The 24,697-nt window shown below is 69.6% G+C and carries 16 protein-coding genes; 8 read left to right on the top strand and 8 right to left on the bottom strand.

The features are described 5' to 3' along the window. Nucleotides 1-2 precede the first annotated feature (2 nt). Nucleotides 3-2,399, bottom strand: coding sequence for a M66 family metalloprotease (locus AC07PR_RS05240; RefSeq protein ID WP_495134612.1), 2,397 nt, complete (start codon nt 2,397-2,399; stop codon nt 3-5). A gap of 188 nt (nt 2,400-2,587) precedes the next feature. Here AC07PR_RS05240 and AC07PR_RS05245 point away from each other — a divergent pair, with 188 nt between their 5' ends. Continuing rightward, nucleotides 2,588-4,123, top strand: coding sequence for an alkaline phosphatase D family protein (locus tag AC07PR_RS05245; RefSeq protein WP_495134613.1), 1,536 nt, complete (start codon nt 2,588-2,590; stop codon nt 4,121-4,123). A 235-nt stretch (nt 4,124-4,358) separates the two neighbouring features. Here AC07PR_RS05245 and AC07PR_RS05250 read toward each other — a convergent pair whose 3' ends face one another. Beyond that, nucleotides 4,359-5,048 carry a M15 family metallopeptidase gene (locus AC07PR_RS05250; protein ID WP_495134614.1) on the bottom strand — a complete coding sequence of 230 codons (690 nt, stop codon included), beginning with the start codon at nt 5,046-5,048 and terminating at the stop codon, nt 4,359-4,361. A gap of 105 nt (nt 5,049-5,153) precedes the next feature. After that, nucleotides 5,154-6,269 (bottom strand): AraC family transcriptional regulator, encoded by a 1,116-nt coding sequence (locus tag AC07PR_RS05255; RefSeq protein ID WP_495134615.1) that lies wholly within the window; start codon nt 6,267-6,269, stop codon nt 5,154-5,156. Between the two features lie 137 nt (nt 6,270-6,406). Here AC07PR_RS05255 and AC07PR_RS05260 point away from each other — a divergent pair, with 137 nt between their 5' ends. Continuing rightward, nucleotides 6,407-7,258, top strand: a complete 852-nt coding sequence (locus AC07PR_RS05260; protein WP_495134616.1) for a class I SAM-dependent methyltransferase — start codon at nt 6,407-6,409, stop codon at nt 7,256-7,258. Nucleotides 7,259-7,315: 57 nt separating this feature from the next. Here the strand turns inward: AC07PR_RS05260 and AC07PR_RS05265 are convergent, their stop codons facing one another. The 3 genes from AC07PR_RS05265 to AC07PR_RS05275 form a co-directional block, all read right to left on the bottom strand. Further along, nucleotides 7,316-8,032, bottom strand: coding sequence for a GAF domain-containing protein (locus AC07PR_RS05265; RefSeq protein ID WP_483106022.1), 717 nt, complete (start codon nt 8,030-8,032; stop codon nt 7,316-7,318). 51 nt (nt 8,033-8,083) lie between these two features. Further along, on the bottom strand, nt 8,084-9,055 hold the full coding sequence (locus AC07PR_RS05270; protein WP_495134617.1) for a bifunctional helix-turn-helix transcriptional regulator/GNAT family N-acetyltransferase: 972 nt from the start codon (nt 9,053-9,055) through the stop codon (nt 8,084-8,086). A gap of 100 nt (nt 9,056-9,155) precedes the next feature. After that, on the bottom strand, nt 9,156-9,647 hold the full coding sequence (locus AC07PR_RS05275; RefSeq protein ID WP_377155589.1) for a response regulator: 492 nt from the start codon (nt 9,645-9,647) through the stop codon (nt 9,156-9,158). Nucleotides 9,648-9,849: 202 nt separating this feature from the next. Here AC07PR_RS05275 and AC07PR_RS05280 point away from each other — a divergent pair, with 202 nt between their 5' ends. The 4 genes from AC07PR_RS05280 (at nt 9,850) to AC07PR_RS05295 (ending at nt 19,671) form a co-directional block, all read left to right on the top strand. After that, on the top strand, nt 9,850-14,988 hold the full coding sequence (locus AC07PR_RS05280) for a HAMP domain-containing protein (RefSeq protein ID WP_495134618.1): 5,139 nt from the start codon (nt 9,850-9,852) through the stop codon (nt 14,986-14,988). Next, nucleotides 14,979-17,390 carry a response regulator gene (locus AC07PR_RS05285; protein ID WP_495134619.1) on the top strand — a complete coding sequence of 804 codons (2,412 nt, stop codon included), beginning with the start codon at nt 14,979-14,981 and terminating at the stop codon, nt 17,388-17,390. Before AC07PR_RS05280 ends, AC07PR_RS05285 begins: the two co-directional genes overlap by 10 nt. Nucleotides 17,391-17,474: 84 nt before the next feature. Then, nucleotides 17,475-17,672 (top strand): hypothetical protein, encoded by a 198-nt coding sequence (locus AC07PR_RS05290; RefSeq protein ID WP_377155595.1) that lies wholly within the window; start codon nt 17,475-17,477, stop codon nt 17,670-17,672. Between the two features lie 139 nt (nt 17,673-17,811). After that, nucleotides 17,812-19,671, top strand: coding sequence for a hypothetical protein (locus AC07PR_RS05295; RefSeq protein WP_495134620.1), 1,860 nt, complete (start codon nt 17,812-17,814; stop codon nt 19,669-19,671). A 145-nt stretch (nt 19,672-19,816) separates the two neighbouring features. Here the strand turns inward: AC07PR_RS05295 and aceA are convergent, their stop codons facing one another. Continuing rightward, nucleotides 19,817-21,115, bottom strand: coding sequence for an isocitrate lyase (gene aceA, locus AC07PR_RS05300; protein WP_483106016.1), 1,299 nt, complete (start codon nt 21,113-21,115; stop codon nt 19,817-19,819). A gap of 469 nt (nt 21,116-21,584) precedes the next feature. Here aceA and AC07PR_RS05305 point away from each other — a divergent pair, with 469 nt between their 5' ends. Both AC07PR_RS05305 and AC07PR_RS05310 read left to right on the top strand, forming a co-directional pair. After that, nucleotides 21,585-21,773, top strand: a complete 189-nt coding sequence (locus tag AC07PR_RS05305; RefSeq protein WP_377155599.1) for a hypothetical protein — start codon at nt 21,585-21,587, stop codon at nt 21,771-21,773. A gap of 337 nt (nt 21,774-22,110) precedes the next feature. Beyond that, nucleotides 22,111-23,661, top strand: a complete 1,551-nt coding sequence (locus AC07PR_RS05310; RefSeq protein ID WP_495134621.1) for a methyl-accepting chemotaxis protein — start codon at nt 22,111-22,113, stop codon at nt 23,659-23,661. Here AC07PR_RS05310 and AC07PR_RS05315 read toward each other — a convergent pair. Continuing rightward, nucleotides 23,648-24,625 carry a tripartite tricarboxylate transporter substrate binding protein BugE gene (locus AC07PR_RS05315; protein ID WP_377155601.1) on the bottom strand — a complete coding sequence of 326 codons (978 nt, stop codon included), beginning with the start codon at nt 24,623-24,625 and terminating at the stop codon, nt 23,648-23,650. The two genes, AC07PR_RS05310 and AC07PR_RS05315, sit on opposite strands and share 14 nt — an antisense overlap. Between the last annotated feature and the right edge of the window lie 72 nt (nt 24,626-24,697).

The following is a 24,697-nucleotide window of genomic DNA, read 5'->3' on the forward strand; positions in this document are numbered from 1 at the left end:
GGTCAGCGCGCGGGCCGCTTCACCACCGCGCCGACCTTGCACGACGCCGTGTCGAACTGCGTCGTCCCCGGCGCGCCTCGGCCGCCGGTGGTGCCGTCGGCCGGCGTCCACTCGTTCACCAGCGGCAAGGTACCGCCGAAGTCCGCCGCGTTCATCGCGGTGAACCGCGTCTGCCATAGCGAGCCGTGCGGCGTGCTGAACAGCTGCAGCTTCACCAGCCCGCCGCGACCGGTCGGCAGGTTGACCGCGTAGGTCGCGAAGTTGTCCGCGCTGGTTGCGTCCTTCGCGCCGCGCTTGTAGCCGGTCGCATCGTTGGGCTTGTTCCAGTCGCGGTACCCGATCGGCAGCAGGTGGCGCAGCACCGTGCCGTCGGCATAGGTCGCCACCAGCGTGTAGTCGCAGCCGCTGGTCACGCAGTAGTAGCCGCTCCAGCCGCCGGGCTTGTCGCTGAGGAGGCGGTCCACATCGCCTTGCACCGTCGGATCGATGCGCTGCGGCAGGTTGCCGGTCCACGCCGGCGTCACCACCATCGTGCTGGCCGTCGGCGCCGCATTGAAGTGCGACACCGTGCCGATCACCGTCTGCACCTGCTGGTCCAGCTGCAGCACGTCCGTGCCGGCACGCGCGCGGTCGTCGTTCGAAATCTTCTCAAAGGCGCCCGTCGTGCGGTTCCAGCGCTTGTAGCCGCCGTCGAAGGTCGAGTCCGGGAACAGCTTGTCCAGGAAGCCCTGCTGCAGGACCGCCGCCTGGTAGTCGGAGAACGCGTTCCACCGGTAGCTCGCCGCGTTGCGGTCGTCGTCGCCGCCGGACATCGGCGTGCGCTGATAGCAGACGCCGTCGACGGTGCGCGTGTCGCAGGACTGGCCGCTGAACTCGCGCGTTGTCAGCAGCTGCTGCTTCACGCTGTCGAAGCCCCAGGCCGAGCCGCTCTTCGTGCCCAGCTTGTACGGATCGTCGCCCGCCTCCGCCGCGGCATCGGCATGCGGCAGCCCGTAGGCATGGCCCATCTCGTGATTGAAGATCGCCGAGTAGATCGTGTCCGGCCGGTAGTCGCCGCCCGACACGGCCACGCCGTTGCCGCCCAGTCCGCCGCCGGTCGAGGCCGCGACCTGCCTGCCGCCGCTGAGGGTCTGGACGAAGCCGTAGAAGCCCGCCGCGAAGGCCTGGTCGCGGTTGGCCGTCCAGCCGCGCAGGTCGCGCAGGAGACGCAGCATCCGGGCATTCGTGTCGCCATCGATGGCGCGGTAGTCGGCCCACGAGGACACCGTCATCGCGGGATAGCAGAACTTGTCGTCGTTGCGGCCGGGCACCGCCAGCTGGTCGATCGTGACCGCGCCGGCAAGACGCGCGTCCAGCTTCGCGATGGGCAGCTTCTCGCGGTACTCGAGGTCGATCGGATACCCCGCCGTCGAGAACGCGCTGAGGTTGAAGTCGGGCACGACCGATTGCGACGCGCGCGCGCCGAACAGGTAGATCGGCACCGTGTGATGCTTCAGCGTCGTGGCCGGCGTGACGGTCAATGCGATCGTCCGCGGCGACGAGAAATCGGTCTGCCCGACTTCCAGCGTCGCGCCGATCTGCACCCATTCCTTGGGCAGCAGCGCGCTGTACTTGACCGACGAATACGCAACACCGCCGCCGTCCGAGGTCGGCAGCCGGCCCGGCGTGTTCATCGTCAACGGACCGAGCGTGCGACCGTCCGCCAGCTTCGCGCGGACCAGCAGCGAGCCCACCGAGCCCGCCGTCGTGGACGGCTGCAGCATCAGCAGCGCCGCGCGGTCGGCGACCAGTTGGAGCTTGCGGCTCTTGTTGAGCTTGGCCTCGTTGGGCGACTGCAGGGTGCGACCGTGGGCCGGGATCACATGCGTTTGCGCCAGCTCGACGCCCAGCAGTTCCGGCGTCACCGTCGGCGCGGGCGGAGACACCTGCACGGGCGCCGACGCCGGTGCAGGCGCGGGAGCGGGTGTCGGCGCGGGAGCGGGTGCAGGCGACGGCGCGGACGAAGGTCCCGGCAGGTAGAGCGCCATGGCGCGCACCGGCGCGGGCGCGGGCTCCACCGGCTGCGTCGACACGCTGGAGACGGCGAAGCGCATCGGCACGGACGGACTCGATCGCGCCGTCACGGTCGCCGGAACGGGCGCCGGCGGGATGACCGGCGGCGGCGTCGGCACCGCGCCGGTCAAGGCGAATTTCGGTTTCTTGATGGCCGGTGCCGGCGGCTCCGGCGGCCGCACGGGCCCCATGCCGGCGAAGGCGCGCGCGTTGGCGCCGCCGCCCTGCGCGGCAGCGCTCACGCTGGGTTCGGGTTGACTGCTGCCTCCCGCCTTGTACGCGGCGAACGACGCTGCGGCGATGAACGCGGCAGCGGACACGACCGCTTTCGGGTAGGGAACCGTCATGAGTGCGACATACGAATCTGCAAAAAGGCGGCGAATGATCAACGATCCTTCCAGGTTCTTTGCCTCGCCTTGACCAACTCTTACGCCTGATGCAGCCCGCTACAGGTCACCCGGGAGAGGTAGTCAGGGGCATCGGATCCCATCGGCGGTCACGGGGCCGTCAGGCTTCGCGGCTACGCTCCGGGGTCATGACTTGCCTCTGGACCCCCTCGCGCCGCGGCCTGCTGCAGGCCGCCCTCGCCGCCGGTTGCGCGCCGGCCCTGCTCCGTCATGCCGACGCCGCCGAGGCGCCCCTGTTTGCATTGGGCGTCGCCTCCGGCAGCCCGCGCGCCGAGCGCGTCGTGCTGTGGACCCGGCTGATCGGCGACCGGCTGCCGGCCGAGGTGCCGGTGCAATGGGAACTGGCGGAGGACGAGGCCTTCAAGACCATCGTCGCGCGCGGCACCGAGCGCGCCGAGCCGGGCACCGCCCACAGCGTGCACGCCGAGCCGGCGGGCCTGCGCCCCGACCGCTGGTACTGGTATCGCTTCCGCGCGCTGGGCCAGCAGAGTGCGGTGGGACGCACGCGCACCTCGCCGGCCGCCGGCGCCGCCGCGTCGTCGCTGCGTTTCGCCATCGCGTCCTGCCAGCGTTACGACCACGGCGAATACGCCGCCTGGGGCGACATGGCGACGCAGAACCTCGACCTGGTGCTCTTCCTCGGCGACTACATCTACGAGTCCGCCACCGCGGTCGACAGCAAGGCACCGCGCCGGCATCGCGGCGGCCAGTGCCGCACGCTGGACGACTACCGCCAGCGCTACGCGCAATACAAGAGCGATCCGCAGCTCCAGGCGATGCACGCCAACGCGCCGTGGATCCTCACCTGGGACGACCATGAGACCCAGAACGACTGGGCGGGCGACGTGTCGCAAGACCTGGCCCCCGATTTCCATGAGCGCCGCATCGCCGCCGCGCAGGCCTACTGGGAGCACCAGCCTTTCCCGAAGCACCTGCGTCCGCGCGGCGCCGACATGACGCTGAACCAGCGCTACGACTGGGGCAGCCTCGCGCGGCTCGTGACGATCGACGACCGCTCGTGGCGCGATCCGCAGGCCTGCCCGAAACCGGGCCGCGGCGGCTCCAACACGGTCGACCTGAAGGACTGCCCGTCGCTGCGCAATCCGCAGCGCACGCTGCTGGGCGCGGCACAGGAGCAGTGGCTGCGCGACAGCTGGGACGCGACGCGTCCGTGGAACCTGCTCGCGCAGCAGACGCTGATGGCGCGCTTCAACTCGCAGGATCCGGCGAAGGGGCCGGGCCGCTACTGGACCGACGGCTGGGACGGTTACCCCTTCGCCCGCGAGCGGCTGCTGCGCGACCTCGCGGCGCGGCAGGTGCCCAACGCGGTGGTGCTCGGCGGGGACGTGCACGCGAACTACGTGTCCGACCTGAAGCTCGACTGGGACGACCCGACAGCCCCGGTGCTGGCCAGCGAGTTCTGCGGCACGTCCATCTCCAGCAACGGCTCGGAGCAGTCGCGGCTGGACCAGGCCCTGCCCTTCAATCCGCACATCCGCTATGGCCGCAGCGATCAGCGCGGCTACATGCGCTTCGAGCTGCGCGCCGAGCGGCTGGAAGCCGAGCTGCGCAGCGTGCGGACGCCGTGGGACGCGAAGAGCCCCATGTTCACCGCGGCGCGCTTTGCGGTGGAGGCGGGACGGCCGGGCGCTCAGGCGGCTTGACCGGCGCCAGTGCCGGTGGACTGCCGAGGCCGCTGGCCCTCACCCCTGCCCTCTCCCGCAAGCTTCGGGAGAGGGAGCAAGAGGCGCTTGACATGGTTGCTCTCCCGCAAGCGGGAGAGGGAGAGGGAGTAAGCGCGCTTCGTTCAGTCCTTCACATTCGGCGTCTTGAAGGTGCCGCTCGCGAGCGCCCGCTGCGCGCGGGCCTCGTCGAACTCCCAGTGCCACGGCTCCCGGCTCACCGTGCGGACGAAGCCGAAGGACGTGGCATGCCGCTTGAGCCACTGTAGGTCGGGTTGCCGTCGCCGCCCGCGACGGAGAGGTCGAACGCGATGCCGTTCTGGTGCTTGGAGAAGCCCGGCTTCGCCGCCGTGTTGAATCCGGGCAGTCCCCGCACGAAGCCGTCGTGCAGCAGCTTCTGCTCCGGGTAGGACCGGAAGCCGCTGTTGAGCGTGATCCTGACGCCGTCGTCCTTCGCGGCCGCCACCAGCGCGGCGAACGGCGCGATGGTCTTCATCGCCAGGCGCTCGATCTCGAGGTTCGAGTCGACGATCGCGACGAGGTCGAGCTGCTCCAGGAACTCGCCGTTGTCCCACGCGGCATTCGGGCCGAAGCGGTTGGCACCGGGCTCGGGCGGCACGAGGCCGATCGTCTCGTTCATGAAGGTGCCGGCGAGGTTGCGCGTCGACGTCCAGCCGAGGACATTCCCGCCGGCGGCCGCCGCCGCGCGACCGAAGACGATGCGCTTCTTGCTGCCGGCCTCCTCGAGCCTGACCGCGACGATCGTCACCGACGTGCCCTTCGCGATGGTCTTGAAGCCGCCGCCCGGCGACGTCACGAAGGCCATCAGATCGTCGTCGCGGCGGATGCGCGCATCCGGGTCGTCGACGACGAAGGTCCTGTCGCGGAAGCTTTCTTCGAGGCTCACGGCGGGCTCCAGGAGTGGGCACCGCCAGCGTAATCCCGAGCGGCCCGCCAAGGCCAACCGGCGGGCCGGCGCGTCATCAAGGAAGGGGACTTGAGGAAGGGGACGTCAGGCCGCCGCGCTCCCTTGCTGCGCCCGTCGCCACGTCGCCGGCGGCAGTCCTGCCGCGCGCTTGAAGGCGCGCGAGAACGCGGCCTCCGAGTCATACCCGACCTCCAGCGCGATCGCCGCCACCGCGGCCCGGCTCTCGCGCAGCAGCCGCGCGCCGCATTGCATCCGCCAATGGGTCAGGTACTGCATCGGCGGCATGCCGGCGAGCGAGACGAAGCGCTCATGCAGCGCGGACCGCGACAGTCCGACGCGATGCCCCAGTTCCTCGAGGGTCCACGGCGCCGACGGATCGCCGTGCATCAGCGTGATCGCGTGGCCGACCTGCCGGTCCTTCAGTGCGCCGAGCCAGCCGCGCGAGGCCGCCGGCAAGCTCTCCAGGTAGCGGCGCGCGCCGTCGACGAACACCATCTCGCTGACCCGCTCCAGCATCGCCGCCGTGCCCGCGCGCCGGCTCACCGTCTCGCTGGCCGCGTGCGACAACATCGGCGCCACCCACTCACCGACCGAGTCCCGCGGCAGCACCAGCAGCCGCGGCAGCGCGTCGATCAGCGGATTGAAAGGCCGCAGGTCGCAGGCGATGAATCCGCACAGCAGCACGGCGCTCGCGTCCTCCGACGGCAGCAGGCCGGGCTCGACCATGAAGCCGCGGTAGGTCACAGGAATGGGCTTCGGGTCCTCGGGCTGGAACAGCAGACCGTCGCCGCGCGCCGGGTGCAAGCCAGGCGCGCTGGACACCGCGTGGGCATCGCCATGCGGGAGCATGGCGATGTCGCCGGCCTGCAGGCGCCGCGGCGCCTCGCCGTCGAGGGCGATCCAGCACTCGCCCTTGACCACCAGGTGGTATTCGATGACGTGTTCGGCGCCGGGCATCACCGCCGGCGCGAGCTCACGCGACGGCGGCGCCCAGGCGGCCCAGTCGTCGCGGCAGCTGACATGGAAGAACACCGAGCCGCGCAGGCGCACGCTGCGCAGCACATCGGACAGAGGGTCGGACGCGCGATCGGAGGCACGGTCGAACGAGCGGTCGAACGAGCGGTCTGACGGAAGGTCGGACGGGGAGTCGGACGTGGGAGCCGCGTGGGGGTCGTGGGGGTCGTGGGGGTCGTGGGACATGGCCGATGCCGCCGCGACGGCGGACGTTCGAGCAAAGCGGCGCGACATCGGGTGAAGCGCCCGGCGCGGTGCCTCGGAATCATAGGCACACCGACGGACGCACCGCCGGACACCCCCCAGTTTGAAGGAACCGAGACATGACGACCCCCGCGAACATTCCCGCCTCCGCTGTCGGCAGCACCGCCGTGCCGGACTACACCGCCATCAAGCAACGCCAGCAGGCCACCTGGGCCAGCGGCGACTACACCATCGTCGGCACCACGCTGCAGATCGTGGGGGAGTCCCTGGCCGAGGCGGTCGACCTGCGTGCCGGCGAGCGCGTCCTGGACGTCGCGGCCGGCAACGGCAACGCGACGCTGGCCGCCGCGCGCCGGTATGCCGACGTGACCTCGACCGACTACGTCGAGGCGCTGCTCGATCGCGGTCGCCGCCGCGCCGATGCCGAAGGTCTCTCCGTCCGCTTCGAGGTGGCGGACGCCGAGTCGCTGCCCTACGAGGCCGGCAGCTTCGACGTGGCGCTGTCCACCTTCGGCGTGATGTTCGCGCCGGACCAGGCCAGCGCCGCGCGCGAGCTGTTGCGCGTGGTCCGTCCGGGCGGTCGCATCGGCCTGGCCAACTGGACGCCGGAGGGTTTCATCGGCCGGCTGTTCAAGACGATCGGCGCGCACGTGCCGCCACCGGCGGGCGTGCGTTCACCGGCGCTGTGGGGCGCGGAGTCGCATCTGGTCACGCTGTTCGGGCCGAAGGCGCAGGAGCTGCGGGTGCAGCGCAGGCACTTCAACTTCCGCTATCGCTCGGCGGACCACTTCCTGCAGGTCTTCCGCGACTACTACGGTCCAACGCACAAGGCCTTCGGCGCGCTGGATCCGGCGGGCCAGGCCGCGCTGAGCGACGACATCCGCGCGCTGCTGGATGAGCTCGACGTCGGCGGCGGTCGCGGACTGGTCGTGCCGAGCGAATACGCGGAGATCGTGATCACCGTGGCGTGAGGCGGCGGTGGCAGGACCGCATTCCGAGGCGGTGCTCCGCCTCGGGCTCTCCGCGCCTCACTGCGGTTGCGCGATCAGGCCGCCGGACAGCGTGATCGCCACGGCGATCACCAGCGCCAGCTCGTCCCCGCCGAAGAAGTCCTTGTCGAAGGCTTCGGAATCGAGGATGCCGACGACGCGCCGGTCGGCGTCGAACAGCGGCAGGCAGGCTTCGGCCTTCACCTTCGGATCGCAGGTGTAGTAGCCGCCGCCCTCGGCCACGAACGCGGCCACGTCGTTGATCAGGCGCGCGCGGCCGCTCAGGCCCACGGCGCTGTTGTTGCTGCCTGCGGCGAAGGCCTCGGTCAACGGGAACTCGGCGCGGCTCTCCGCGCCGAAGTAGGCCAGCTTCACCAGCACCGACTCGTCGGCGGACTTGCGCCGCGCCTGATACACGCCGAACCAGTGGCTGCGGCTGTGCTCGCGGTAATAGCGCGTGACGATCGTGGCTTCGGCCAGCAGGCGCCGGTTGTCAGCGCCCTGCCCGCCCAGGATGCCGGCGAGCTCATAAGGCTGCTCCGCCAACTGGCCGAACAGGGAGCAGGCGCCGCCTTCGCCGAGTTCCGGCACGCGGAAGCTCCAGCTCACCGGCGAGGCGGCCAGCGTTTCCGGTGTCAGCAGCGCTTGCAGCGCCGCCCGGTGCGCGCGCACGGCCTCCGTGAACGACGGGGAAGAGGCGGCGTCGGCGAGGTCGGCCCGCAGGCCGCTCCAGTCAAGATATTGATCGAGAGTCATGGTCGGGAAGGAAACAGGAGGATGTCGGGAACGTCGCCGACAGCGGCGCCGTCACGCGGTCCTCTCAAGATCGAGTTCCCAAGTTTCGCCGACAAGGTCCAACCCGAATCCCTGGAAGGGCTCTGTCCCCGTCAGCCGGTAGCCCGCCTTGCGATAGATGTGCTTGGCCGCATCGAGCTGGCTGTTGGTCCACAGCCGCACGCGCTGGTAGCCGGCCTCGCGTGCGAAGCGGTGGCATTCGGCGACGAGCCGATCGCCCAGTCCGAGCCCGCGCGCGGCCGGCTCCACGAGCAGCAGCCGCAGCTGCGCGACGCCGTCGATCGGCGCGTCGGTCGTCTCGTCGCGCGCCTGCACCAACGCCACGCTGCCGATGTTGGCGCCGTCGCGCTCGGCGATCCAGCAGGCTTCGCGGCGGGCATCGAAGCGCTCGATGAAGTCGGCGGCGATGCGCGCCACGAGCGCCTCGAAGCGCAAGTCGAACTGGTACTCGCGCGCATAGAGCGCGCCGTGCCGCGACACGATCCACCCCATGTCGCCAGGCCGGTGCGGGCGCAGGATGAAGCCCTGCTTCGCGGGCTTGTCGTCGGGCGCTTCCAGCAGCCCTTGCACGCGGCGGAAGGCCTGCAGCAGCTCGGTCTGCTGCGCCTCGCCAAGTTGGCCGAGCAACGCCCCGACCTGCTCCTGCGAGCGCCGTTCCAGCGGCTTGAAGGCCTTGCGCCCCGCCGGACTCAGCTGCAGCAGCGACTGGCGCGCGTCGACCGCGCTGCGGGTCGCACGCACGAGGTCGCGCTCCTTCAAGTCGCGCAGCAGGCGGCTCAGATAGCCGCCGTCGAGGTCGAGCAGACGACCGAGGTCGGTGGCGGTGATGCCGTCGCTGTTCTCGAGATGCGCGAGCTCGAAAAGGATGCGCCCTTCGGTCAGGCTGAACGGGGAATCCAGCAGGCCTTCGTTGAGCACCCCGATGCGGCGCGTGTAGAAGCGGTTGAAGCGGCGGACGGCTTCGATGCGGTCAGGATCGGACATGGCGGCATGCTCCGCCAATTGATTGCTTTTAGCAAGTAATTGATTGCCAGCGCATCAGCGAGCTGCGTCGTCGACATTCGCCATGGCGTCGCCGCCACACTCAGTGTTTCGGTGTGCGATCCCTGTACATCGGACGCGCGGGACGGATCGCCGGCGCGTTGCTTCCTGCCGCGAAATTGCCCGGTCTTGCCGCCAGCAATACCGCCAGCAGGTCGGTCACGTTCAGCGGCTTGTAGAGCAGGCGATTGAATCCGGCCGACCCGGCCGACTCGTCCGTGATCTCCGGTCCACCGCCGGTCAGGCACACGTACATGACGTGGCGGCCGGCCTCGGCGTCGATCAGCTTGGCTTCGGACACGACCTCCAGGCCGTTCATGTCCGGCATGTCGAAGTCGACGAACACCAGCTCCGGCTTGAACAGCTTCAACAGGCGCAGCCCCACCCGGCCGCTGTAGGCGACCGAGGTCGCGCAGCCATAGCAGCGGAACAACTCGCTGAGGCTGCGCGCGCCCTCCGGGTCGTCGTCGATCACGAGGACCCTCAGCGCGTGCGGCGACGTGTGGGACGCCGCGTGAGGCGATGTATCGGACATCGAAGTCTTCTCCCTGAATGCAACACGACGCAACAGCGGCCCGCGCACGACAAAGCGCGGGCGGCATCCGCCGTCCGTCCACACCGCATATCGGCAAGCTGCGTGCCCGGCCCTGCCCTCCTAAACCCAGGTCCCGCCCGCGTTGTCGCACGGCTAAAGTCGATCGGTTGAGCCGCGATCAGACGGCCGTCGGGAGTCCTCAATGAGCGTCTTGGAAGAAGGGGTGGCCGTGGTCCCGGCCGAGCACCTGAATGCAATGCTGCTGGCGCTCCATGCGCTGCGCCGCGGAGACCCGGACGTGCGGCTGCCCTTCCACTGGACCGGCGTCGCCGGCAAGCTCGCCGACGCCTTCAACGAGGTGGTCGAGCAGAACGCGTCGATGGCCGCCGAACTCTCCCGCCTGCGACAGGTCGTCGGCCGCGAAGGCCGGCTCAAGCAGCGCGCCACCCTGCCCGAACTGCGCGGCTTCTGGGGCCAGCAGATCGACTGCATCAACGCGCTCATCGACGATCTCGTCCATCCCACCAGTGAAGCCGCGCGCGTGATCGGCGCGGTCGCCGAGGGCGACCTCACCAAGTCCATGGCGCTGGAGGTCGACAGCCGCCCGCTGCAGGGCGAGTTCCTCCACACCGCCAAGACCATCAACCGGATGGTGGAGCAGCTCGGCGACTTCTCCGCCGAAGTGACCCGGGTCGCGCGCGAGGTCGGCACCGAAGGCAAGCTCGGCGGCCAGGCCGAGGTCAAGGGCGTCGCCGGGACCTGGAAGGACCTGACCGACTCCGTCAACTCGATGGCCGGCAACCTCACCGACCAGGTCCGCAACATCGCCGACGTCACCACCGCCGTCGCGCAGGGCGACCTGTCCAAGAAGATCGAGGTCGACGTCAAGGGCGAGTTCCTGACGTTGAAGAACACCATCAACACGATGGTGGACCAGCTGCGCTCGTTCGCGTCGGAAGTGACCCGCGTCGCGCGCGAGGTCGGCACCGAAGGCTCGCTGGGCGGCCAGGCCCGCGTGGAAGGCGTGTCCGGGACCTGGAAGGACCTGACCGACTCCGTCAACTCGATGGCCGGCAACCTGACCTCGCAGGTGCGCAACATCGCCGACGTGACCAAGGCCGTGGCCGCGGGCGACCTCTCCAAGAAGATCACCGTCGACGTCAAGGGCGAGATCCTCGAGCTCAAGAACACCGTCAACACGATGGTGGACCAGCTGCGCTCCTTCGCCGCGGAAGTGACCCGCGTGGCGCGCGAGGTCGGCACCGAAGGCAAGCTCGGCGGCCAGGCCGACGTGCAGGGCGTGGCCGGCACGTGGAAGGACCTGACCGAGTCGGTGAACTTCATGGCCGGCAACCTGACCTCGCAGGTGCGCAACATCGCCGAGGTGACCACCGCCGTGGCCGCGGGCGACCTCTCCAAGAAGATCACCGTCGACGTCAAGGGCGAGATCCTCGAGCTCAAGAACACGGTCAACACGATGGTGGACCAGCTGCGCTCCTTCGCTGCGGAAGTGACCCGGGTCGCGCGCGAGGTCGGCACCGAGGGCAAGCTCGGCGGCCAGGCCGACGTGCAGGGCGTGGCCGGCACGTGGAAGGACCTGACCGACTCGGTCAACTCGATGGCGTCCAACCTGACCTCGCAGGTGCGCAACATCGCCGACGTGACCAAGGCCGTGGCCGCGGGCGACCTCTCCAAGAAGATCACCGTCGACGTGCTCGGCGAAATCCTGGAGCTCAAGACCACGATCAACACGATGGTGGACCAGCTCTCGTCGTTCGCCGCGGAAGTGACCCGCGTCGCGCGCGAGGTCGGCACCGAAGGCCGCCTCGGCGGCCAGGCCACCGTGCGCGGCGTATCGGGCACCTGGAAGGACCTGACCGACAACGTGAACTTCATGGCCGGCAACCTGACCGGCCAGGTGCGCGGCATTGCCAAGGTCGTGACCGCCGTGGCCAACGGCGACCTCGCGCAGAAGCTGACCGTGGAGGCCAAGGGCGAGATCGCCGCGCTGGCCGACACCATCAACTCGATGACGGACACGCTCGCGATCTTCGCGGACCAGGTGACCACCGTCGCGCGCGAGGTGGGCGTCGAGGGCAAGCTCGGCGGCCAGGCCAAGGTGCCGGGCGCGTCCGGCACCTGGAAGGGCCTGACGGAGAACGTGAACGAGCTCGCCGCCAACCTGACCACCCAGGTGCGCGCGATCGCGGAGGTCGCCACCGCCGTGACGCAGGGCGACCTGACGCGCTCGATCACCGTCGAGACGCAAGGCGAGGTCGCGTCCCTCAAGGACACGATCAACGAGATGATCCGCAACCTGAAGGACACGACGCAGAAGAACACCGAGCAGGACTGGCTCAAGACCAACCTGGCCAAGTTCACGCGGATGCTGCAGGGCCAGAAGGACCTGGTCACCGTCGGTCAGCTGATCCTCAGCGAACTGGCGCCCGTCGTCGGCGTGCAGCAGGCCGAGTTCTTCGTGCTCAACATGCGCGGCGAGATGCCCCGCCTGAAGCTGATCGCCAGCTACGCCTCCGGCGGCCTGGCCACGCACGGCAAGGAACTGGCGCTCGGCCAGGGGCTGGTCGGCCAGTGCGCGCTGGACCAGGAGAAGATCCTGCTGACCAACGTGCCGGGCACCGCCTTCCGCATCGCGTCCGGCCTCAGCGAGACCGCGGCGATGGAGGTGCTGGTGCTGCCCGTGGTCTTCGAAGGCCGCGTGCGCGGCGTGCTGGAGCTGGCCTCGCTGGAGCGCTTCAGCTCGACCCACCAGGCCTTCCTCGACCAGTTGACCGAATCCATCGGCATCGTGATCAACACGATCGAAGCCAGCACGCGGACGGAAGACCTGCTGATCCAGTCGCAGTCGCTGGCCGAAGAGCTGCAGCGCCGGCAGCAGGAACTGCAGCAGACCAACGGCGAGCTGCAGGAGAAGGCGCAGTTGCTGGCCCACCAGAACCAGGAAGTCGAGCGCAAGAACACCGAGGTCGAACAGGCCCGCCAGGCGCTGGAGGAAAAGGCCGAGCAGCTGGCCCTGACCTCGAAGTACAAGTCCGAGTTCCTCGCCAACATGTCGCACGAGCTGCGCACGCCGCTGAACTCGCTGCTGATCCTGTCCGACCAGCTCTGCAAGAACAGCGAGGGCAACCTGACGCTCAAGCAGGTCGAGTTCTCCAAGACCATCCACGCGTCCGGCAACGACCTGCTGATGCTGATCAACGACATCCTGGACCTGTCCAAGATCGAGTCGGGCACGGTGGCCGTGGACGTCAGCGAGCTGCGGCTGGACGAGCTGCAGCGCTCGGTGGAGCGCAGCTTCCGCCACTTCGCGGACTCCAAGCACGTCGGCTTCGCCGTCGAGATGGACCAGCCGCTGCCCAAGTCGCTGGTCACCGACGTCAAGCGGCTGCAGCAGATCATCAAGAACCTGCTGTCCAACGCCTTCAAGTTCACGCACCAGGGCCAGGTCACCTTCAGCGTCACCGCGGCGTCCGACGGCTGGGCCGCCGACAACGAGGTGCTCAACCACGCGGGCCAGGTGATCGCCTTCGCGGTCGCGGACACCGGCATCGGCATCTCCGCCGACAAGCAGCAGATCATCTTCGAGGCCTTCCAGCAGGCGGACGGCTCGACCTCGCGCAAGTACGGCGGCACCGGCCTGGGCCTGGCCATCAGTCGCGAGCTCGCGCGGCTGCTGGGCGGCGAGATCCGGCTCGTCAGCGCGCCAGGTCGCGGCTCGACCTTCACGCTCTACCTGCCGCAGCACTACACGCCGGCGCGCAATGCGCGGCCTCGCCTGGCGCCGGCCGCGCCGGCCAAGCCCGAGGCCGGCGGCGCGCCGTCGACCGCGCCCGCCGATGACCGCGACGATCTGCCGACCCACTCCCCGGCCGCGATCTCCGCCGCCGAACTGGCCGAGGCGGCCGTGCAGCGCGCCGCCGCGCGGCGGGCGCCGTCCGCGCAGGCCCGCCCGGTCGAAGGTCGTGGCGATGGCCGCGATGAGGGCAAGGGCCAGGGCAAGAGCGACGGCGCCGGCGATGGCGGCATGACACCGCTCGACGCGCACCGCGTCCAGATGGACACGCCGCCCGACAGCATCGTCTTCGCCAACGTCGCCAAGGACGACCGCGAGGACATCGGCAGCGGCGACCGCGTGCTGCTGATCGTCGAGAACGACCTGGCCTTCGCGAACGTGCTGCTTGAAGCGGCGCGACAGTCCGGCATGAAGGGCCTCGTGGCAACCACCGGGGCGGGCGCGCTGGCGATGGCGCAGGAGTTCCGCCCCAGCCTGATCACGCTGGACATCTTCCTGCCCGACATGCAGGGCTGGCGCGTGCTGGACCGGCTCAAGTCCGACCCGGACATGCGTCACCTGCCGGTGTGCGTGGTCTCGACCGACGATGCGCGCGAACGCGCGTTGCAGGCCGGCGCGCTGGGCTTCCTGCCCAAGCCGCTGCAGTCGCGCGACGATGTCGATGTCGCGCTGCGCGACCTGCAGCGCTACCTGGACCGTCCGCGACGGCGACTGGCCGTGGCGATGCCCGAAGGACCGGAGCGGCTCGCGCTGCTGACGCCGCTGGCCGACGACATCGAGACGGTGTTCGTCCAGACCGCGGCGCAGGCGCGCGACGTGCTGCCCGGCGTCGATGCGCTGCTGGTCGACGCAGTCGCGAGCGCCTTCGGTCCGCAGGACGTCCTGGACGCGCTCGAGACGCGGCCCGGCACGCTGCCGCTGCCGGTGGTCGCGCTGAACACCGAGATGCCCGCCGCCGCCGGCGCCACGGAGCCCTCCGAGGAACAGGCCGCCGCGCGCCGCTGGACCCGGCCGCACGGCCTGCCGGTGCGCACGGCCACGGGCACCGACGCGGCGCTCGCGGCGCTGGCGCTGGCGCTGCACCGCGCGCCCGCCGACATGGGCGACGGCGAGCGCCAGGCAATGCACGACGCGCAGGAGACCAGCTGCCCGCTGGCCGGCAAGAAGGCGCTGATCGTGGACGACGACATGCGCAACATCTTCGCGCTGGCGACCGTGCTGGACGGCCACGGCATGGTCATCGTCTCCGCCGACAACGGCCGCGAGGCGATCCGGCTGGTGCAGGAGGACCCGTCGATCGACATCGTGCTGATGGACATCATGATGCCGGAGATGGACGGCCTGGAGACGATGCAGCAGATCCGCCGCCTGCCGCGCGGACGGGAGCTGCCGATGGTCGCCGTCACCGCCAAGGCGATGAAGGGCGACCGCCAGAAGTGCATCGAGGCCGGCGCCTGGGACTACCTGTCCAAGCCCGTCGACCCCGCCAACATGCTGACCGTGCTGCGGGGCTGGCTATGCCGCTGAGCGCCCTCTTCGACGGCTACGCGACGCCGGACGCGGCGGAGCGCGCCAGCATCCTGATCGTGGACGACCTGCCGGAAAAGCTGCTCGTCTTCGAGACCATCCTGGCCGACCTGGACCAGCACCTGGTCATCGCGCGCTCCGGCAGCGAGGCGCTGCGCGAGGTGCTGCGCCAGCAGTTCGCGGTGATCCTGATGGACGTGAACATGCCGGGCATCGACGGCCTGGAGACGGCGCGGCTGATCCGCGGCTACCGGCGCTCGGCGCACACGCCCATCATCTTCGTCACCGCGTATGCGGACGAGCTGCAGACGGCGCAGGGCTACTCGCTCGGCGCGGTCGACTACATCCTCTCGCCGGTCATCCCCGACGTGCTGCGCAGCAAGGTGCGGGTCTTCGTCGACCTCTTCATCATGCAGCAGCGGTTGCGGCAGCAGGCGCTGGAGCGCATCGCCATCGCGCGCGCCGAGGCCGCGCAGCGCGCCGCCGAGGAGAACACGCGGCGCTCGATCTTCCTGGCGCAGGCGGGACGGGAACTGGCCGACTCGCTGGACGCGGACGTCGCGATGCGGCGCCTGCTCGCGCTGCTGGTGCCGAACTTCGCCCCGCGCGCCCTGCTGTGGCTGCGCGACGCGGGCCACGGCCATGAGCGCGTGCTGCGCTGCGACGCGCCGCCCGCGGCCGGCGAACCCGCCCCGTTCATCGAAGGCCGCGAGCAGATGCTGTCCGAGGTGCTCTACGACGCCACGCGCACCGCGATCGAGCAGATGATGCCGCCTCTGCCGCACGGCGCTTCCGCGGCGCCGCACGCGCCCCCGGCCTTCGCCCCCGCCCTCCCGCCCGGCGTGCCCGGCCTGCCCGACGACGAGCCCCCGCCCCGCGCGCCGCTGCGCCGCGACACCGCCAGCGGCGTCGTGCTGCCGCTGGTCGCGGGCGAGCGCATGCTCGGCGGCCTGCTGCTGGTCGAGCCGCATCAGCCGCCCGACTGGCCGACGCTGGAGGAACTGGCGGGCCGCGCCGCGATCGCCTTCGAGAACGCGCGGCTGTACGGCGCGCTCCAGGCCGAGATCGTCGAACGCCGCCAGGCCGAGGCCGGGCTGCTTGAAGCGAGCCGGCGCAAGGACGAGTTCCTCGCGATGCTGTCGCACGAGCTGCGCAATCCGCTGGCGCCGATCCGCAACGCGATCGAGGTGATGCGCGCGCTCGCCGACACGTCCACGCGCGACGGCCAGCCGCACCCCGACGCGCAGGACCGCGACCGGCGGCTGGGCGAAGCGGTCGCGGTCACGGATCGCCAGGCCCGGCACCTGACGCGGCTGGTCGACGAGCTCCTCGACGTGGCGCGGATCAGCCAGGGCAAGATCGTGCTGAAGAACGAGACCGTCGATCTGCGCGACATCGTGCGCCACGGCCTGGAGCCGGTGCAGTCGTTGATCGACGGGCAGGGCCAGCAGCTCTGCCTGACGCTGCCCGATCGCCCGGCGCGCGTGCGCGGCGACGCGGCGCGCTTGATCCAGGTCGTTACCAACCTGCTGCACAACGCGAGCAAGTACACCGGCGCCGGAGGCCGCATCGAGCTGACGCTCGTCCACCAGGACACCGACGGCGTCGGACAAGAGGGCGTGTTCGTGCTGACCGTGCGCGACAACGGACGCGGCATCGCCGCGTCGCTGCTGCCGCATGTCTTCGACCTGTTCGAACAGGGACCGCGCGGACTCGACCGCAACCAGGGCGGCCTCGGCGTCGGACTGACGCTGGTGCAGCGCCTGGTGCAGCTCCATCACGGCCAGGTGGAGGCCCGCAGCGAAGGCCCCGGTCACGGCTCCGAGTTCGAGGTGCGCCTGCCCGCCGCCGTGGACGAGTCGCTCGGGACACCGCCCGCGCCCGTCGCTTCCGAGGAGCGCGTCGTGCCCCCGCGCGCCGAGATGGCGGTCGGCAATGACGTTCGCAATGAAGTTCGCGGCGATGTCCGCGGAGACGAGCACCACGACGAGGACCAGTGCCCGTGCCGCGTGATGGTCGTCGACGACAACCGCGATGCGGCCGACTCGATGGCGGTGTTCCTCGAACTCGCGGGCTTCGACACCGCGGTGCAGCTCGACGGCCCCAGCGCGCTGGACGCCGCGACCACGCGGGCGCCGCAGGTGGTGCTGCTCGACATCGGCCTGCCCGGCCTGGACGGTTATGAGGTCGCGCGCCGCCTGCGCGCCCTGCCCGGCGGCATGGACTGCCTGTTGATCGCGCTCACCGGCTACGGCCAGCAGGACGACCGCCGCCGTGCGCACGAAGCCGGCTTCGACGTCCATCTGGTCAAGCCGGCCGATCCGGATGCGGTCGTCGAACTGATCCAGGAATGGCGGCAGCGCGATCGGAGCGCACGTCCCGCGGAGGCGGCCGCGCGCTGAACGGGAGGCACGGGACGGGAGGCGCCGAACGGGAACGGCGGCCGGGGCACTACGGGGACTCCCTTCTCATCAAAGTCGATCACCATGCCTCTTCCCCTCCTCGCCACCGTGCTCGCTCCCGCCGTCTCGTCGCTTGTCGGCGGTCTCGTCCAGAAGGGCGTCTCCAAAGTTGCCGGGCCACGGGCCGGCATGATGGCCGGCGACCTCGCCGGCGCCGTCGCGCCCAGCCTGATGCAGAACGCGGGCGCCAGCGTGCCTTCGACTTTCCTCCAAAGGCGCTGACCGCAACCAGCACGGGGCTGCTCATCGGCAGCCTCGCACCCAGCCATCGCAACGAGCCAGGTCTGCACCCACCCGATCCATGAACCGGGACTGCGACCGGCCACTGCCGCACGGTGTGGTCCCTCTCGGAAGACACACCATGACTGGCCTGTTCCCGCTCGGCGTTACGAGCGGCCCCTCGCTGCCGCCGGACGATCCGGTGAGCGTCACCTTGGGTCACCGCTTTCTCTCGTCGCGTCCCCAGGTGATCGACGACTTTTCCGGATCCGGCTTCCTGCCGCTGCTGCGGATGCTGGCGCGCGTTCGCAACCTCGACGGCCCGGACGACATCGCGAGCGGCATTCCGACGGCGATGTCCCGGGCCCAGGCGCCCTACGCGGAGATGGGGCTGCTGGCCGCCTTCTTCCCGCTGGTCGCCGCCGCCGCGGTGGGCGCGGTCAGCTCGGCGCGCGCGGGCTACGCGCAGGGCTATCCCGACAGTGTGCGGCGCACCCTGGACCAGCAGCAGCGGCTGATCGACGCATTGAGGCACGGCAACAGCGTCGGCAACGGCAACGGCAACGGCAACGGCGCCGGCGCCGTCGAATCGGAAGCCACGCTGCAGCCGCTCATCGACCTGCACGCGCAGGGCGTCGAGCGATTCGAGGCGCGTCGACGGCATCGCGACAAGGGCCTCCTCTCGCTGCTGAAGCACAACCTGACCAGCAAGCGGCTTCACACCCCGGGCAACGGCGTGCTGAGCGACGCCTTCAACAAGCGGGCCGCCGACATCATCGCCGAGCGCCTGGCACGCCACTGGCGGCTGGACACCGAGGAGACGAGTTATCAATCGCATCTGCTGCGCCAGTGCGAAGGCGAGCGGCAGGTGGCCAAACGCACCCGGACCGTCAGGCTGCTGACGGGCATCGGCATGCCGGGCATGGCGGCCGGCATGGTGGCCTCCATGGGCAAGTCGGCGGCCTCCGCCGGGGCGGTGGCGGCGCAGGCCGCGGGGAGCGTGTCCAGCCAGGTGGCCGCCGAAGCGGCCCATCACGCCCTCGGGGTGGCGACTGGCGGCATCATGATGGGCGCCCAGTTGGCCCAGGGCCTGTCGGGCGTCGTGAACGGACGCGTCCATGCCGCGCAGCACCGCCAGATCCGCCGCGACCGGGACGCCTTGCAGGCGATCGCCGCCGACCTGCCCGAACGCGTTCCGACGCTGTATGCGCGGGATGCGCGGTTCCGGCTGGCCGACAGCGCCAGGAGCCAGGCGTGCGACGCGATGCTGAGCGCGGGCCAGGGACTGATGCTGGGCGCCTCCGTGTCGACCTTCGCCTGCCCGCCGGTGGCCCTGGCGCTGGCGGTTCCGGGCATCGCCCTCACGCTGGGCGGCAGCGTGGGCGCCGGCATCAACGAGGCGCATCGGGACGGCTATCTCGGCGAACAGGCGCCGGCGTCGATGAAAGCGGCGATGCGCCTGGGCAACCTCGGGTCGCGCTTGCGCGAAGGGACGCTGGGCCAGGTCTTGCGGGAGGTCGCGGACCGGTTCGAGGGTCACCAGGACCGGGCCTCGCTGGCGCGCCGTCGGAGCGATCCGAAGTCCCGCGGCGGGGAGACCGGACTCGCGCCTCAGGAACAGTGGGCAGGCGAGCTGCGGCAGCACCCGGCCACCGCCGCCATCACCGCGCTGAAGTCTTTCCGGCAGGAGGTGTTCTTCGCCACGGCCCGCGATCTGGCACGCCGCCGGGATCCGGCGACGCAGGCGCTGTTCCATGACGCGACCGGGCGCCGGCTGAAGACGCTGACTGACGATGAACGCTTCGCGCGGTACCTGGCCGCCGATCCCGAGGCCCGGGCCATCCAGCGGCGACGGCACAACGAGATCCTCGCGCGCCACCTCCAGGCGGTGGACCGCTTCGGACGCGCTGACAGCCGCGAGGCCCTGACCGACCTGGCGCACGTGAAGCGGGACCGCGCCGCCCGACACGGGCCCACGCCCCCAGCGATGCGAGCGACTTGAGCGACATGCGCGACAGGAGCGGCAACAGCAACTAGAGCGGCGGACCGGACACGACCGGCGCCATCGGAGCGACGAAAAAAGGGCTGCTTCCCAGCAGCCCTTTCCGGTTCACGGGCCCCGCCGCGACGGGGCCTCGGCGCGTCGATCAGCCGTGCTTCGCGTCGAAGAACTGTTCGTCCTCCGTCGACCCCTTCAGCGCCGCGGTCGACGCCTGCGCCTCGATCGTGGTGGTGACCGCGTCGAAGTAACCCGTGCCCACTTCGCGCTGGTGCTTCACCGCGGTGAAGCCCTTCTCGGCGGCGGCGAATTCCGCCTCCTGCAGCTCGACGAAGGCGCTCATGTTGTTGCGCGCATAGCCGTAGGCCAGGTTGAACATCGAGTAGTTCAGGCTGTGGAAGCCGGCCAGCGTGATGAACTGGAACTTGTAGCCCATCGCGCCCAGCTCGCGCTGGAACTTGGCGATCGTGGCGTCGTCCAGGTTCTTCTTCCAGTTGAAGCTCGGCGAGCAGTTGTAGGCCAGCAGCTTGCCGGGGAACTTCGCGTGAATGGCTTCGGCGAAGGCTTTGGCGAAGGCCAGGTCCGGCTTGCCCGTTTCGCACCAGATCATGTCGGCGTACGGCGCGTAGGCCAGGCCGCGGCTGATGGCCTGCTCCAGGCCGTTGCGGGTGCGGAAGAAACCTTCGACGGTGCGCTCGCCGGTGCAGAAGGGCTTGTCGTTGTCGTCGATGTCGCTGGTCACCAGGTCGCCGGCCTCGGCGTCGGTGCGGGCCAGCAGCACGGTGGGCACGCCCATCGTGTCGGCCGCCAGGCGCGCGGCGACCAGCTTGGCCACCGCTTCACGCGAAGGCACCAGCACCTTGCCGCCCATGTGGCCGCACTTCTTCGCGGCGGCCAGCTGGTCTTCGAAGTGCACGCCCGAAGCGCCCGCCTCGATCATGGCCTTCATCAGCTCGAAGGCGTTCAGCACGCCGCCGAAGCCGGCTTCCGCGTCCGCGACGATGGGGGCGAAGTAGTCGATGTCGCTCTTGCCTTCGCTCCATTGGATCTCGTCGGCGCGCTTGAAGGTGGCGTTGATCTTCTTGACGACCTTCGGCACCGAGTCCACCGAGTACAGCGATTGGTCGGGGTACATCTCGCCATTGCTGTTGGCGTCGCCGGCGACCTGCCAGCCGGACAGGTAGATCGCCTTCAGGCCGGCCTTGACCTGCTGCATGGCCTGGTTGCCGGTCAGCGCGCCCAGCGAGTTGATGAAGGGCTCGGTGTTCACGAGGTTCCACAGCTTCTCGGCGCCGCGCTTGGCCAGCGTGTGCTCGATGTTGATGGAGCCGCGCAGGCGGACCACGTCGGCCGCCGAGTAGCCGCGCTGGATGCCCTTCCACCGGGGGTTTTCCGCCCAGTCCTTCTCGAGGGCGGCAATCTGCTGTTCGCGGGTCAAGGTCGTCATGGTGAGCTCCTGCTGGTTCGAGTGAAGTTGCAAAACCGATGGCTCAAATCTAGACGCCTGGACCTCCGGCGTGTGAGGCGATGTCTTATATAAGACTGATTTTTTAATCCTTTGAAATCAACGACTTGGAAAACAGAAACCGGATCGTGAGAACAGCTCTTCCATGATGAGAAATCTTGCGGCACTGCAGCACGTCAGTTTTTTGCATGCCGGCAAGTTCTTTTCATAATTTGAAATCCATCGATGCACCGCGCGGACGGATTCATTGCAAATGAAGGAGTCACTCCCTCATTTGCAGCAGGCGGTCGGCGCTCAGTCGCAATTCGATGGTCGACCCTTTGAGTCCGACCACCGCACTAGAGCATTCGTGCCGCGACCTGATTTCAGGCCGCCGCGCGCCGGGGAACCGGTCGTGCTCCGCGGCACCGTGGCGACCTCCCGATCGCGCGGCGGTTTTCAAGGAAAAACGATGATTGGTGCAATTGCAAGTGCTGTGCTTCCGGGCCTGCTGGGCGGCGTCGGCGGCAACAAGGGTTCGGGTTCCGCAGGCGGCGGCGGCCTGCTGTCGGGCATCGGCGGCATCGCCAACAGCCTGACCGGCGGCCTGCTGGGCGGCGCGGCCAACTCGCTGGGACTGGGCAAGCTGTTCGGCGGCTGATCCGCACCCGGCGGTGCGGCGGATGTGGCGACAGCGGTCTCTTGACCACCTGTCGCCCGCATCCGGCGCTATCCGGCCACGCTGACAAGGGGCGCTTCGTGCGCCCCTGTTCTTTGGTGACATGGCGATGTTTCATCGCGCATCGCCCGGCACAACTGCACGTTCGCGCCGATTCACCCCGCACGTTGTCAGACAACTAGCTTCTACAGTCCTTCCCATGCACGCGTCAGCAAACCTGTTGGTGCGGCGTTAAGAGCGCACACCGATGATCCATCGGCCACGGCGTTGTATGACAACTGGCTTCCGCCATGACGGAAGTCGAGACTGGGGAGATGCTGTGAAACTGAATGACATGCGCCTGTCGGTGCGGCTGGCAACGGGCTTCGGCGTGGTGCTGCTGCTGGTGGCGGCGCTCATGACCGTCGGCTGGCTGGGACTGAACCGGACCGCCGACGCCACCCGCACCATGATGGCGGTGCCGCTGCAGAAGGAGCGCCTGGTGAGCGAGTGGTACATGCTGACCATCGTCGGCGTGAAGCGCTACACCGCCATCGCCAAGAGCACGGACGCCTCGCTGGCCGACTACTTCGCCGGCGACGTGAAGATCTCCACCGCGCGCGGCAACGAGATCGTCAAGGCGCTGGACGAGCTGCCCAAGAGCGACGCCGAGAAGAAAGTCGTCGCCGAGCTGACCGAGGCGCGCCAGACCTACATCGCGACGCGCAACAAGATCGCCGAGCTCAAGAAGAGCGGCGACACCGACGCCACCGAGCGGCTGCTCAACGACCAGTTCCGTCCGCAGGCCGAGGCCTATCTCCTGAAGATGACGGGCTACCTGAAGTTCCAGCAGCAGACGCTGGACGAGATGGCCGCGGAGGTCGACCACGTGACGCAGCGCGCGCAGACCCGCATCACGGTGATGGGCCTGCTGGCGATCGTGGCGGGCACGCTGTTCGCGTGGGCGTTGACGCGCTCGGTGACCAAGCCGCTGTCGGAAGCGGTGCGGCTGGTCGAGGCCGTGGCCGAAGGCGACCTCACCTGCGCCGCGCCCCCGCAGGGCAAGGACGAGATCGGCGCGATGGTCGGCGCCCTGGAGCGCATGCGGACCAGCCTGCAGACGGCGATCTCGCAGGTGCGCGAGTCCTCGGAGAACATCCAGAACGCCTGCCACGAGGTGTCGGCGGGCAACCAGGACCTGAGCCAGCGCACCGAGCAGACGGCGTCCAACGTGCAGCGCGCGGCCAGCACGATGGAGCAGCTCAGCGGCACCGTCGGGCACACGGCCCAGTCGTCGGGAGAAGCGAACAAGCTCGCGGTGGCGGCGTCCTCGGTGGCGGAGCGCGGCGGCCAGGTCGTGGCGGAGGTCGTCACGCGCATGCAGGGCATCCACGACAGCTCGCGCAAGATCGCCGACATCATCGGCACCATCGACGGCATCGCCTTTCAGACCAACATCCTGGCGCTGAACGCGGCGGTCGAGGCGGCGCGCGCCGGCGAGCAGGGCCGCGGCTTCGCGGTCGTCGCCTCGGAGGTGCGCACGCTGGCGAGCCGCTCGGCGGCCGCGGCCAAGGAGATCAAGTCGCTGATCGCGGCCAGCATGGAGCAGGTCGAAGCCGGCACCGGGCTGGTGAACCGCGCGGGCGACACGATGAACGAGGTGGTTCAGGCCATCGCCCAGGTCAACCGCATCGTGGGCGAGATCAGCGTCGCCAGCGCCGAGCAGGCGACGGGCGTGTCGCAGGTGTCCAGCGCGGTCAGCGAGATGGACGCCGCCACACAGCAGAACGCCGCGATGGTCGAGGAGATCGCCAGCGCGGCGTCCAGCCTGCGCGGCCAGGCGCTGGGCCTGGTCGACGCGGTGCGGGTCTTCCGGATCAGTCGAGCTTGAGCTTCTGCTGCTCGACGACCTTCTTGTAGACCGCGTACTCGGCCTTGATCTGCTCGGTGAACTGCTCGGGCGTATTGCCGATCACGATCGAGCCGGTCTCCTCGATGCGCTTCCTGACCTCGGGCATCTCGACGGTCTTGCGCGCGGCCTCGTTGATCTTGGCCACGACTTCCTTGGGCAGGTTCTTCGGGCCGAGGATGCCGTAGTAGGCCATGCGGTTCACGGGCTCGAGGCCGAGCTCCTTGAAGGTCGGCACGTTGGGCAGCACGGCCAGGCGCTGCGGCGCCGCGACGGCGATCGCGACCAGGCGGCCGTCCTTGATGAAGGGCAGCGCCGACGGCAGGTTGTCGAAGATCATCGGCACCTGGCCGGCGACGGTGTCGTTCAGCGCGGGGCCCGCGCCGCGGTACGGGATGTGCGTGACGAAGACGCCGGTCAGGCTCTTGTACAGCTCCATCTGCAGGTGGCCGATGCCGCCGGTGCCCGAGGTCGAGTAGCTGTACTTGCCGGGGTTCTTCTTCAGTTCGGCGACGAAGGCCTTGTAGTCCTTGGCCGGGAAGGACGGATGCACGGCGATCACGTTGGGCGTGGCCGCGAGGTTGATGATGGGCGTGAAGTCCGTCAGCGGGTTGTACGGCGTCTTGGGATTGATCGCGGGGTTGGTGGCCGTGGTGGACACGGTCGCGACGCCGAGGGAGTAGCCGTCGGGCGCGGACTTGGCGGTGTCGTTGGCGCCGATGATGCCGCCGCCGCCGGCCTTGTTCTCGACGATCATCGTCTGGCCCAGCGGCCCGTTGATGTGCTGCGCGACGACGCGGGCCACGATGTCGGTCGTGCCGCCCGGCGCGAACGGCACCACCAGCTTGACCGGCTTGGTCGGATAGGACTGGGCCAGCGCCGCGGCGCAGGACAGCGACAGCGTGCTCAGCAGCAGGCCGTGTTGGAGGATCGAGCGACGGTTCATTGGGCTCCTCGTCTTTTGAACAATAGGTAACGTGATCGGAACAGCTTAAGTATGTGCCGGCTGGCCCGGCCT

The organism is Roseateles sp. GW821-FHT09H11 (assembly GCF_059415845.1).

What these genes read in the sequence shown, in the direction of transcription:
- AC07PR_RS05240 (WP_495134612.1), bottom strand. Translation starts at nt 2,399, where the DNA reads ATGACGGTTCCCTACCCGAAAGCGGTCGTGTCCGCTGCCGCGTTCATC.
- AC07PR_RS05245 (WP_495134613.1), top strand. Translation starts at nt 2,588, where the DNA reads ATGACTTGCCTCTGGACCCCCTCGCGCCGCGGCCTGCTGCAGGCCGCC.
- AC07PR_RS05255 (WP_495134615.1), bottom strand. Translation starts at nt 6,269, where the DNA reads ATGTCCCACGACCCCCACGACCCCCACGACCCCCACGCGGCTCCCACG.
- AC07PR_RS05260 (WP_495134616.1), top strand. Translation starts at nt 6,407, where the DNA reads ATGACGACCCCCGCGAACATTCCCGCCTCCGCTGTCGGCAGCACCGCC.
- AC07PR_RS05265 (WP_483106022.1), bottom strand. Translation starts at nt 8,032, where the DNA reads ATGACTCTCGATCAATATCTTGACTGGAGCGGCCTGCGGGCCGACCTC.
- AC07PR_RS05270 (WP_495134617.1), bottom strand. Translation starts at nt 9,055, where the DNA reads ATGTCCGATCCTGACCGCATCGAAGCCGTCCGCCGCTTCAACCGCTTC.
- AC07PR_RS05275 (WP_377155589.1), bottom strand. Translation starts at nt 9,647, where the DNA reads ATGTCCGATACATCGCCTCACGCGGCGTCCCACACGTCGCCGCACGCG.
- AC07PR_RS05280 (WP_495134618.1), top strand. Translation starts at nt 9,850, where the DNA reads ATGAGCGTCTTGGAAGAAGGGGTGGCCGTGGTCCCGGCCGAGCACCTG.
- AC07PR_RS05285 (WP_495134619.1), top strand. Translation starts at nt 14,979, where the DNA reads ATGCCGCTGAGCGCCCTCTTCGACGGCTACGCGACGCCGGACGCGGCG.
- AC07PR_RS05290 (WP_377155595.1), top strand. Translation starts at nt 17,475, where the DNA reads ATGCCTCTTCCCCTCCTCGCCACCGTGCTCGCTCCCGCCGTCTCGTCG.
- AC07PR_RS05295 (WP_495134620.1), top strand. Translation starts at nt 17,812, where the DNA reads ATGACTGGCCTGTTCCCGCTCGGCGTTACGAGCGGCCCCTCGCTGCCG.
- aceA (WP_483106016.1), bottom strand. Translation starts at nt 21,115, where the DNA reads ATGACGACCTTGACCCGCGAACAGCAGATTGCCGCCCTCGAGAAGGAC.
- AC07PR_RS05305 (WP_377155599.1), top strand. Translation starts at nt 21,585, where the DNA reads ATGATTGGTGCAATTGCAAGTGCTGTGCTTCCGGGCCTGCTGGGCGGC.
- AC07PR_RS05315 (WP_377155601.1), bottom strand. Translation starts at nt 24,625, where the DNA reads ATGAACCGTCGCTCGATCCTCCAACACGGCCTGCTGCTGAGCACGCTG.